The organism is Halorubrum sp. ASP1 (assembly GCF_005435135.1).
Taxonomy (GTDB): domain Archaea; phylum Halobacteriota; class Halobacteria; order Halobacteriales; family Haloferacaceae; genus Halorubrum; species Halorubrum tropicale.
Map to the genome: position 1 here is coordinate 1 of NZ_SGUA01000025.1, position 11,217 is coordinate 11,217.

Consider the following 11,217-nt stretch of genomic DNA (forward strand, 5'->3'; position numbering starts at 1 on the left):
GCGGGGCCGGCGGTGGGGCCGACCCCTCCTCCGAGACCGTCGGCCTCGCTGCCGTCGACGTCTCGACCGGCGAATGCCTCGTCACTTCGGGCGACCGCGACGCGGTCGCGGGCGAGCTCGACCGGATCGCGCCGGCAGAGCTCATCGCCGGCCCGGACGCCCCCGACTTCGACCCCGCGGACGCGGAGCGCGGCTGGACGACCCACGAGTACGACGACCGCGCGTTCGACCGCCGGCGGGCGACCGAGCGCCTGGAGCCGTACCTCCCCGCGCCCGACCGTCGCTTCGACGCGGACGCGGAGCTTCGGGCGGCCGGCGCGGTGCTGGCGTACGCCGAGTACACGCAGGGCGACGACGGGCCGCTCGGGTACGTCACCCGGGTCCGGCGGTACGACCCCCGCGACCGGCTCCGGCTCGACGCGGCGGCTCAGCGAAGTCTGGAGCTGTTCGAGAACCGCGGGCTGGGCGCGAGCGACACGCTGTTCGACGCGCTCGACGAGACGAACTGCGCGCTCGGCCGGCGGTGCTTGGAGCGCTGGCTCCGGCGCCCGCTCGTCGACGCCGACGCGATCCGGAGCCGCCACGACGCGGTCGGCGAGCTCGCGGACCGGAGCCTCGCCCGCGAGGGGGTCGCCGACGCGCTCGCGACCGCCTACGACCTCGAACGACTGGCGAGCCGCGTCTCGCGGGGCCGGGCCGACGCCCGCGACCTGCGCTCGCTCCATCGGACGCTCGCGGTCGTGCCCGAGCTGAAGGCGACGCTCGCGGGGGCGGAGGGGGAGCGCGAGACGAGCGGCGAGGCGCGCGCGTCGGGCGGCGCCGACGGGGACGGCTCGACACTCCCCCGCACCGACCACCTCGGCGACCTCCGCGACCGGCTCGACGAGCTGACCGAGGTCCGCGACCTGATCGACGCGGCGATCGCGGCCGACCCGCCCCAGGAGATCACCGAGGGCGGCGTGATCCGCGAGGGGTTCGACGGCGACCTCGACGACCTGCGCGCCACCGAGCGCGAGGGCCGCGAGTGGGTCGCCGACCTGGAGGCGAGCGAGCGCGAGCGCACCGGGATCGACTCGCTGTCGGTCGGCCACAACCAGGTCCACGGCTACTACATCGAGGTGACCGACGCGAACCTCGACCGCGTCCCCGACGACTACCGGCGCCGGCAGACGCTGAAGAACAGCGAGCGCTACGTCACCCCGGAGCTGAAGGAGCGGGAAGAGGAGATCGTCGGCGCCGCGGAGCGGGCGGACGCCTTGGAGTACGAGCTGTTCGTCGACGTCCGCGAGCGCGTCGCGGCGGAGACCGAGCGGATCCAGGGGCTCGCGGACGCGCTCGCCGAGCTCGACGCCCTGACCTCGCTCGCGACGGTCGCGGTCGAGGGCGACTACGTCCGGCCCGAGCTGCGCGCGAACCCGGACGGCGGCGTCGCGATCGAGGGCGGCAGACACCCCGTCGTCGAGCGGACCGAGGACTCCTTCGTCCCCAACGACGCCGACCTCCCGCGCGGCTCGGTCGCCGTGATCACGGGGCCGAACATGAGCGGGAAGTCGACGTACATGCGGTCGGTCGCGCTCGCGGTCGTGCTCGCGCAGACGGGGTCGTTCGTCCCCGCGCAGGCGGCGTCGCTCCCGGTGTTCGACCGGCTGTTCACCCGCGTCGGCGCCTCCGACGACATCGCGGGCGGCCAGTCGACGTTCATGCGCGAGATGAGCGAGCTGACGGAGATCCTCCACGACGCCGACGCCGACTCGCTCGTCCTCTTGGACGAAGTCGGCCGCGGCACCGCCACCACCGACGGGCGGGCCATCGCCCGCGCGGCCGCGGAGTTCCTCCACGACGAGCTCGGCGCGACCGCCCTCTTCGCCACTCACTACCACGGCCTCACGGACCTGGCCGAGGAGCGCGAGCGCGTCTTCAACCTCCACTTCACCGCCACCCGCGAGGACGGCGACGTGACGTTCCTCCACCGGGTCGTCCCCGGCGCCTCCTCGTCGTCGTACGGCGTCGAGGTCGCGGAGCTGGCGGGGGTCCCGGGGCCGGTCGTCGACCGCGCCCGCGACCTGGTCGCCGCGGAGGAGGCGGAGCGGGGCCGTGACCCGAGCGGACCCGAGCCCGAGGGTCCGACCGACGAAGCGGCGGCGGCCGACGAGGGCGGGCCCGACGACGGGGACCGCGACGGCGACGCGTCGCTGCGGGAGTTCCTCGCGGAGGAGGCGTCGGAGCAGCGCGACGGCGGCGGTCCAGCGGCGGGCGACTCCGCCGCCGAGACCCCCACCGAGGGCGACCGCGCACAGTCGTCGAACGAGGCCGACGGCGAGGCTGCGCCCGGCTCGTCCCCCGACCTCGCCGCGGCGCTCCGCGACCTCGACCTCGCGCGGATGACGCCGATCGAGGCGCTGAACGCCCTCCACGACCTCCAGTCGCGCGCCGACGATGACGGGTGAGCGCGACGCCGCTCGGGGCGCCGCGGGCGGCGACGGCGCCTCGGGCGCCGGCGACCCGGGCGACGAGGAGGGTCGCGTCCGCCGGCTCGACCGGGCGACCGTCGACCGGATCGCGGCCGGCGAGGTCGTCACCCGACCGGCGAGGGTCGTCGGCGAGCTCGTCGACAACGCGCTCGACGCCGGCGCCTCTCGGATCGAAATCGCGGTCGACGGCGACGGCACCGACCGGATCCGCGTCGCGGACGACGGCCGCGGGATGGCCCGCGCGGACGCGGCCCGCGCCGTCGAGCGCCACGCGACGAGCAAGCTGGCGCCCGACGGCGACCCGGTCGGGGTCGACTCGCTCGGCTTCCGCGGCGAGGCGCTCGCGGCCATCGCCGAGGCCGCCCGGCTCGAACTCGTGACGAGCCCCGGCGACGGGGTCGGCACGCGGGTCGCCGTCGACGGGACCGTCCCGGCCCCGGGCGGCGCGGAGGGGCCGGACGCGACGCCGAGCGTCGAGGTCGAACCCGCGGGCCGCGCTCGCGGGACGACGGTCGTCGTCGAGGACCTCTTCGCGACGCGGCCCGCCCGGCGGGAGTCGCTCGGGGGCGCGAGCGCGGAGTTCGCGCGGATCTCCTCGCTCGTCGCCGACTACGCGCTGGCGAACCCCCCGGTCGCCTTCTCGCTCGACCACGACGGGGCGGCGACGCTGTCGACGCCCGGTACCGACCGCACCGACGCGCTCCTCGGCGTGTACGACCGCGAGGCCGCGAGCCGGTCGACGACCGTCGACGCGAGCGCCGACGCGGAGGGGACTTCGGTCGGGGTCTCGGGCGCGCTGGCGTACCCCTCCGTCACCCGGGCGACGCGAGACCACGTCCGCGTCTCGGTGAACGGCCGCCCGGTCCGGAACGACCGGATCGCGGCCGCGGTCCGCGAGGGCTACGGCCGCCTCCTCCCGGACGGCCGCGAGCCGGTCGCCGCGGTCGACGTGTCGCTCCCGCCCGAGCGCGTCGACCCGAACGTCCACCCGGCGAAGCGGGAAGTGGGGCTGCGCGACGCCGACGCGGTCGCGGACGCGGTGGCGTCGGTCGTCGCGGACGCGCTCACCGGCGCCGACCTCCGCCGCGCCGCGGACGTCGCCACCGACCTCGACAGCGCCCTCGAACCGGTCGGCGAGGGGGACGGCTCGCGGGCCGGCGCCTTCGCCGACGCCGAGCCGATCGGCGTCTTCCGCGACCTCTACGTCCTCGTCGAGTCCGGCGACGAACTCCTCGTGATCGACGGCCACGCCGCCCACGAGCGCGTGAACTACGAGCGCCTCGCCCGCGCCTTCGACGGCGATCCGGTGCCGACCGCGACGCTCGACCCGCCCGCGACCGTCTCGCTGTCGACCGACGAGGCGGCGGCCGCGCGGGCGCACGCAGACGACCTCGCCGCGCTCGGCTTCGAGACCGAGCCGTTCGGGGGCGGCACGCGACGGCTTCGGAGCGTCCCCGCGCCGTTCGGCCGGACAGCGGACGCGGACGCCTTCCGAGACGCGCTCGCGGCGCTCTCGGCGGCCGACTCCGGGACGGCGCGGGACGCGCGCGACGACCTCCTCGCCGACCTCGCGTGTCACCCGTCGCTGAAGCGGGGCGACTTCGCCGCCCTCGGCGACGGCGACCTCCGGAATCTGCTCGACCGCCTCGGCGAGTGCGACCGGCCGTACGCCTGCCCGCACGGCCGACCGACCGTCCTCTCCGTCGACGCGGCGACGTTCGCGGCCGGGTTCGGGCGGGACCAGTAAGCCGGGAACGACGCCGCGATCGGCGACCACGAACGTACTCAGTACTTTTGTTACGAACGGATCCGGCCCGTTATTGAGCGGTATTGTCCGCTCATAGCAGCGTTCATTTAATTGCCATCTGATTCGAATCCTGTGGGGACTTCCCACGGAGCGGGCGGTCCGGAACCGCGCGGGTTCCGTGCCGAGCGCCAACGATACACCCAGACCAAAACGATGGACTTCGAACACGCGCGATCGACGGCGGCGGCGCCGCTCGGCGCGACTAGCCGACGCTCGTTCGTCGGCGGCGTCGGCGCGGCGACCGGACTGGGATCGGTCTTCGAACGAGTGGCGTCGCACCGCGGCGACTCGGGCGGCGACGGCCCGAGGAACGGCGGCCCGAACCCGTCAGGCGCCACCTACCACGTGTATCGGTCGAACGGCAAGTACCGGGTTGCGAGCGGCGGGAAGGGCGGCGTCGAGTTCACCGTCGTGGCCGACGGGAACGCCGAGCAGGCGTTCCAGTACGCCTTCGATCAGGTGCCGGCCGACGGCGGCACCGTCGTCGCCGACGCCGACGAGTTCCGGTTTGGCGGCCCGGCGGTGCTGGGGGACGGAACGCTGCTGACCGGGAGCGGCGGCACCCGCTTCGTCGCGTCCGCGACGGGATCGCGCGTCGGATTCACCGAGCGCGAACTCGACGTGGGGCACGACCTGATCCGGGTCCGCGGCGACGACGCGGCGGTGACCGGCATCGAGTTCGACGCGGACGACACCCGCCTCGACAACCACGCGGTACAGGCCGAGGACTGCGACGGACTCCTGATCGCGGACAACCGGACCGTGAACGGGTTCCAGATGGCGCTGTCGTTCGCCGGCTGCGAGAACGTCGTCGTCCGCGGCAACGAGGTGATAGATCCCAACTGGTACGGGATCACCAGCCGCGGGGCCCGTGACGACCTCGATCTTCAGCGTTCGACGGACGTGCTGGTTCAGGGGAACCGCGTCGCCGACGTCACGTTCAACAACATCGCCCCGTACAACGTCTCTAACTTCGGCGTCGTTGGGAACCTCTGCTACCGGGGCGGACACAGCCTCATCGCCTGCTCGCCGTCACAGCAGGGAACGATCGTCGGGAACGTCTGCCGCGACCTGGAGCTCGAACCGATCGCCGCCGACCCGGGCGGCGAGGCCGGACTGGAGATCGAGTACAAGGAAACGCACCTCAGCGACGCCGTGGCAGGCACGGACGACGAGACTTCCCTCGACGTCACGGTCGCGAACAACCACGTCGAGAACTGCGGCGTCGGCTTCATCTCCCGAACGGTCCCGGTCGACGAGGCCGACGAGCCGGAGTACCGACAGACGAAGCGCCCGTACAGTTTCACAGTCACCGGGAACGCGATCAACGGCTGCGACACGGGGATCCTGATCCGCTCCGGCGCCGACGGCGTCGTCGCGACGAACGCGCTCCGGGCTAACGACGCGCAGATCGACATCAGGGACTCGCCGTTCGCGGAGAACGTACAGACGGAACTGAACGTCACGCGCGACGCGTGAACCGCCCCTACTCCCGGCGAGACGGGTGAGGCCCCCGATCGATACCTATTAACACGATGGGACCGGGGGTACTCGCATGGGAGAGCGGACCGACGTGACGCGGGGGTCGCTGCCGGCGGAGCGGTCGGCGGGCCGGTTCTCGGGCCCCGGCGGCCTCCGCGACGTCGTGGAGCGGATCCTCGCGTGGCTTCGGGAGCGGCGCGGATCCGGCCTGGAGCGCGTCTCGACGGCGACGACGATGCGGAACGTCGTCGACACGGACGCGCTCGCGGAGGAGACGCCACAGAAGTGGAGCGTCCGCCACGACGTGGTCACCTACGGCGCGGACTCGCTCACGGACGTACTCGTCTTCAGGCACGATCCGAGCAGACAGGACCTCGTGGTGATGCCGGAGCGGAACACCGAGCCGGAAGGCGAGGTCAGCTTCTACCACGCCGACCGCACGAAGGGCGCGCGCCACCTCCTGTCGATCGGCGCCGACTCGCTCACGGCGGCGCTGAGCTACGTCCTAGAGCGCATCGAGCGGTTCGAGCGCCTCTTCACCGGCCGCGGCTCGGAGCTGCCGAGCGGCTACACGGGGCCGTCGGAAGACCTGTAAGCGCGGCCGCGGGCCGACGCACGCCGACCGTTCTCACACCGACCCGTCCCGCGAACGGCCGTCGCCGTCCTCGTCGATCCGCTCGACGCGCTCGACCGTCTCCTCCGCCTCCGCCGTCTCGGGCGGGTACGAGACGGTCCGCTGCGGGTAGGGGATCGAGATGCCGGCGTCGGCGAAGCGCTCCTGGATCCGCTCGACCGCGATCGCCTTCGAGCGCCACCGGGCCTGCGGGGTCGGCGGGTCGATCCAGAACCGGAGGTCGAGGAGGATCGCCGAGTCGCCGAACCCGGACGGGATCGCGTACGGCTGCGGGTTGTTCGCGATCGTGTCGATCCCGTCGAGCACGTCCTCGGCGATCTCGGCCGCCTCGTCGGGGTCGTCGTCGTACCCGATCCCGACCTCCATGTGGATCCGGAGGCGCCCCTCGCGGCTCCGGTTCGTGATCGCCTGGTTGGCGACGAGGTCGTTGGGCACCACGACGTACTCCCCGTCGAAGTTCCGCATGTGGGTGTTTATGATCGTGATGTCGGTGACGAACCCCTCCTCGCTGCCGATCTCGACCCAGTCGCCGATCTCGAACGGGCGGGCGAACATCAGCACGAAGCCGGCGATGAGCGACCCCAGCGTCTGCCGGGCCGCCATCCCGAGCACGATCCCGAGGAACCCGGCGCCGACGAGGAGGCCGCCGAGGTTCACGCCCCAGATGCCGAGGACCGTGATCCCGGCGAGCACCAGCAGTCCGACCTGCGCGAGCCGGGTGAGCAGCTGTTCCTGGTGGGCCGTGATCCGGTCGCTGTCCGCCGACAGCTCCCCGACGTACGTCTCCACCACGTCGCTGACGACGTAGGCGCCGCCGAGCAGCACCGCCGTGACGACGACCTGCGCGCCGACCCTGGCGGCGTTCTCAGCGACGGGCAACACCGCGACCACGAGTTCGAAACGCCCCCACAGCGTCAACACGGCGACGCCCGCGAGCGCGAACAGCGCGAGCTGTAAGAGCCCGACCGACAGCCGCAGGATGAACGAGGTCGGGACCCCCTCGCGGAACGTCTCGATCGCGCCCTCGGTCGATTCCGTCGTCCGCTCGTCGAGGAGCCGCTCGATCCAGCTCGCGGCGGTCCGCTCGCCGGCGCGGACGGCCTTCGGCAGCAACAGCCACCCGACCGCGAGCGTCCCGAGGGCGATGGCGGCGGTGACCGCCAGCCGTCCCTCAGTGGTCGAGATGTCGCTCAGCACCGCTCCGACCCGAACGCCGAGTCCGCCGATCACGGTCGCCCGTTCGCCGCCGGTCGGATAACGGCTCCGACGCGAGTCTCAGTCGGGAGAATCGGCGCGTCCGCTCCGGGGACCCGGGCCGCGGGAGCGGGGCGGTCCCTCACCGCCCTCGGCGGAGCTCCTCTATCAGCTGTTCGATGAGCGCCGACTGCCGGTCGAGGCGCTCGGACTGCGCCTCAACGGTGCGGCGCAGCGCCGCGACCTCGCTCGCGAGGTCGGCGTCCTCGACCCCGGCGCTCTCGAACGGCGACCCGTCGAAGGCGTCTCCCCCGCGGATCGGGCCCTCCGCGTCGGCCTCGGTCGCGACGGCGTCGGCGTCGCCGACGGGGTCCCCGGCCGCCGACTCGGTGCCGGCCGCGTCCGCCGAGCGCCCCTCGGCGCCGACCGCCGACGCGGCCTCGCCGGCGCCCTCCGAGTCGATCCCCTCGGCGGCCGACGCCGGCTCCGTCGCGTCCGCGTCCAGCGGGTCGCTCGCGGCGTCGTCGACGCTCGCGTCCGCGGCGAGGGGGTCCGCGTCCAGCGGATCGTCGCCCGACGCCGACCCCGCCGCCGTCGAGGCCGCGGTCTCGGCCGAGTCGGCGCCGTCGTCTCCGGAGGCGGAGTCCGTCTCGGTCGACCGGCCGGCGCCGGCCGCGTCTCCCGCCTCGGGGCCCTCCGCGTCGGCCTCGGCGTCGGCGGCGGGCGACGCCGAGAGCGGGTCGGGCCCCTCGCCGAAGTCGGTCGTGCCGCTCGGCTCGGCGTCCGCGGCCGGCTCCTCGGCCTCGGCGGCGGCGACGCGGAACTCTTCGAGGCTGTCGACGCCGTGGAACGAACACACCGCGTCGGCGAGCGTCTCCCGGACCGCCCGGGCGGACTCGTTGGGGGCCTTGAACCGCTCCGAGCGGCCGCCGTGGACGAGGACGACCGCGGTGGCCACGGTCCCCTCCTCGAAGTCGAGGCCGGTGATGTCCTCGTAGTGGAACTCCTCGAAGTCGGCGTCCCAAACGGCCGAGCCGACGTGTTTGACAAGCCGCTCGCTGGTGACGATGAGGGTGAGTTCCGAGAAGCGGAAGGTGCGGACGACCGTCTCGCCGGGGCCGGTGACGCCGCTCGCCGAGAGGACGCCGGCGAGGACCGGGTGGAGGACGTCGTCGACGCGCTTGGCGGGGACCGAGAGCGTCTCGTCGCCGTCGAGGCCGTACCCGAGGGTGATCTTCGCCTTGCGGCGGCCCGTCGAGACGTCGATCCGCTCGACGTCGTGGCCGTACTCGTCGACGGACTCGTCGGACAGGAGCCCGTCGCCGCGGAAGACGAGGGTCCGGGTGGGCGTGACCGCGAGTCGATCGTCGCCGCCCAGCGGCACCTCGGCGACGACGTCCTCGTCGCCGACGGTCGCCGCGAGCAGTTCGGGGAGGCTCATACGCCCGGGATACGCCGCGCCCGGCATAAATCCGCTGGGTCGGCCGCGAGCGGGCGGCGGCTCTGTCCGTCGCGGCCGCGTCCGCGAGCGCGCTCTGACCGCCGATCACCGCCCGACCCGCGCGCGAAATCGCCGTCGGCCCCCGCGCGAACGGCGTGGAAGCGGCCGCCCGCGGCGATCTGCGATCGGTTCACAACCCTCCGACGGATGGGAAGGTTAAAGAGTCTCATCGCGGTACGAAATGGTGAGGCCGGGTGGCTTAGCTGGACATAGCGCCGCACTCATAGGGTTCGGAGATTCGGTGCGGTGACGCCTTGGAAGCGTCCGCGTCCTTCCCGTGGCTCCGCCGAGCCTCGGACCTGGGACATGCGGAGATCGTGGGTTCGGAGCCCACCCCGGCCACTTCTCGTCTTGTCGACACTACTCCCGCTGCCCCCGTAGCGCGGGCGCCGTCCGACGACGACCGGCCGAGACGCCATCAGGCCCGCCGCTGCTCGGACTCTCCCGCGTCGACCGTCCCGGCCTCGGCGCGAGCGCCGCACCGCGCTCCGGGGGGCCGGGTTCGCGGGAACGTTCCACGGCATGTGTGCGATTTGTACAGGTGTTTAGGCGACCGGTCGAAGCTCGACAGATGTGGATCGCATTCGAGTGTTCGTGCGACAGCGATCGACGCGAAAGCGACGGACGGCGAGGGGCCGCCGACAGACGGAGATTCCGTTACGCCGGTACCGCCTCGCCCGCGACGAGCGCGGCCGCGGCGACGGCAACGCCGAGTCCCAGCAGCGCGTAGTTCGCGAGCGGGTTCGCCGCGGTGACCAGGTCGAGCGTGTATTTCGTGTCCTGCAGGGGCGCGAACGGTCGGACCCCCATCGGCGTGAGCGCGTCCGCGAGGAGGTGCGAACCGATCGTCACGACGCCGAAGAGGAAGCCTGCGCCGCCGAACAGCATCGCCTCGACGAGTCCGCTCCGGAGACCGACCGCCAGCCCGGCGGCCCCGAAGGCGATCCCGACGAGCAGCGCGAACCAGACGGTGTGGGTGATCCCCCGGTGTTTGACGAAGGGAACTCGCGTGTCGAGGTCGGGGACCATCGCCAGCGAGGCGACGCCGACGGCGCCGGCGGCGCCGACCTCTATCGAGGCGAGGGCGGTGACGAGGAACCCGAGCGGGGCGTAGACGACGAGCGAGGCCCCGACGTGACCCGTCCGGTACACGCCCCGAAGTGCGGGTCCGTCCCCTAAGTCCGTTGCGTCGGCCGCCGCGCCCGGCGCCCGCGCCCCGGTCCCAGGGGCGAAACGCCTACGGCCTCCCGCGGTGACCGTCCGGTATGTCCCTGACTGCCCGCGACCTGATGGAGCCGGACGTGAAGACCGTCTCGCCGGACGACGACGTCGCCGCGGTGTTCAAGCGGTTCGCCCGCTACGCGTTCAGCGGCTTCCCGGTCGTCGACGACGACGAGCGGGTGGTCGGGATCGTCACCGAGTCAGACCTCGTCGACCTCTTCGAGCCCGACGACGAGACGCTGTGGATCCCCATCGGGCTCCCGCCGTTCGTGGACACGCTCTCGTATCAGGTGAAGCGCCCGTGGGCCGACCTCGACCTCGGCGTGGACCTGATCCGCAACGCTGACCGCCCCATCTCCGAGGTGATGAGCGCCGACGTGGCGACGGTGACGCCGGATGCGAGCGTCGACGACGTGCTCGACCTGCTCGTCGGCGACGATCCGGATATTAATCGCGTGCCCGTCGTCGACGACGGCCGGATCGTCGGGATCATCGCGCGGCAGGACGTGATCCGTGCGTTCCGCGACAAGCGACTGGAATAGGTCGTATCACGAGTTCTAACGGTCGATTTCGGAAACACTCCCGCGAGTGGTCCCTTACCGATCGATAGCAGACCGACGGCGAACACCTCCAAAGCCCCAGTCGCGAGGGCGGCGCACGCTCGCTGCGGTCCTCAGTCGGTCGCTATCGCTCCCTCCTTGCGGTCCTTACCTCGTCATCAGAACGCTTTGCGTTCTGATTGGCTCACGAGAGCGGAGCTCTCGTGAACGCCTGCGCCGCCCTCGCTCGTCACCTGGTCGCCGATCACCTTCACGCCCTTCCCGCCGGTGAGCCCGGCGGGCTTGACCGCGAGGTCGCCGTCGTACTCGTCGATGTACTCGCAGGCCGCCTCCGTGTCGTCGAACAC

8 protein-coding genes, 1 tRNA gene and 1 pseudogene are annotated in these 11,217 nt (G+C 72.9%); 6 read left to right on the forward strand and 4 right to left on the reverse strand.

Annotation, left to right across the window (positions count from 1 at the left end; translation table 11 throughout):
• The 4 genes from mutS to EXE48_RS17815 all read left to right on the forward strand — a co-directional run.
• Nucleotides 1–2,447: DNA mismatch repair protein MutS (gene mutS / locus EXE48_RS17800; RefSeq protein ID WP_137712133.1), on the forward strand; the 2,447-nt coding region annotated here is incomplete at its 5' end.
• Nucleotides 2,437–4,218: a DNA mismatch repair endonuclease MutL gene (gene mutL / locus EXE48_RS17805; protein WP_137712134.1), complete on the forward strand. Its 1,782-nt coding sequence runs from the start codon at nt 2,437–2,439 to the stop codon at nt 4,216–4,218. The genes mutS and mutL, both read left to right, overlap by 11 nt.
• Before the next feature lie 213 nt (nt 4,219–4,431).
• Entirely contained in the window at nt 4,432–5,757 is a 1,326-nt protein-coding gene (locus tag EXE48_RS17810; protein WP_137712135.1) for a right-handed parallel beta-helix repeat-containing protein, read from the forward strand.
• A 76-nt stretch (nt 5,758–5,833) separates the two neighbouring features.
• Complete coding sequence (locus EXE48_RS17815) at nt 5,834–6,355, forward strand: hypothetical protein (protein WP_053770793.1); 522 nt, start codon at nt 5,834–5,836, stop codon at nt 6,353–6,355.
• Nucleotides 6,356–6,388: 33 nt separating this feature from the next.
• Here EXE48_RS17815 and EXE48_RS17820 read toward each other — a convergent pair whose 3' ends face one another.
• Both EXE48_RS17820 and EXE48_RS17825 read right to left on the reverse strand, forming a co-directional pair.
• Entirely contained in the window at nt 6,389–7,624 is a 1,236-nt protein-coding gene (locus tag EXE48_RS17820) for a mechanosensitive ion channel family protein (protein ID WP_199236412.1), read from the reverse strand.
• A gap of 106 nt (nt 7,625–7,730) precedes the next feature.
• The gene (locus EXE48_RS17825; RefSeq protein ID WP_053770794.1) at nt 7,731–9,029 is read right to left on the reverse strand and encodes a DUF7115 domain-containing protein; all 1,299 of its coding nucleotides are present in this window, start codon (nt 9,027–9,029) and stop codon (nt 7,731–7,733) included.
• A 248-nt stretch (nt 9,030–9,277) separates the two neighbouring features.
• On the opposite strand from EXE48_RS17825, the gene EXE48_RS18530 reads away from it, so the two are divergent.
• A tRNA-Met gene (locus EXE48_RS18530) sits at nt 9,278–9,431 on the forward strand.
• Nucleotides 9,432–9,746: 315 nt separating this feature from the next.
• Here EXE48_RS18530 and EXE48_RS17835 read toward each other — a convergent pair.
• The gene (locus EXE48_RS17835; RefSeq protein ID WP_137712136.1) at nt 9,747–10,241 is read right to left on the reverse strand and encodes a metal-dependent hydrolase; all 495 of its coding nucleotides are present in this window, start codon (nt 10,239–10,241) and stop codon (nt 9,747–9,749) included.
• A 113-nt stretch (nt 10,242–10,354) separates the two neighbouring features.
• Between EXE48_RS17835 and EXE48_RS17840 the strand changes: the two genes are divergently transcribed.
• Nucleotides 10,355–10,852, forward strand: coding sequence for a CBS domain-containing protein (locus EXE48_RS17840; RefSeq protein ID WP_137712137.1), 498 nt, complete (start codon nt 10,355–10,357; stop codon nt 10,850–10,852).
• 176 nt (nt 10,853–11,028) lie between these two features.
• Here EXE48_RS17840 and EXE48_RS17845 read toward each other — a convergent pair.
• Nucleotides 11,029–11,217: pseudogene (locus EXE48_RS17845) on the reverse strand (hypothetical protein); the annotation flags it as partial.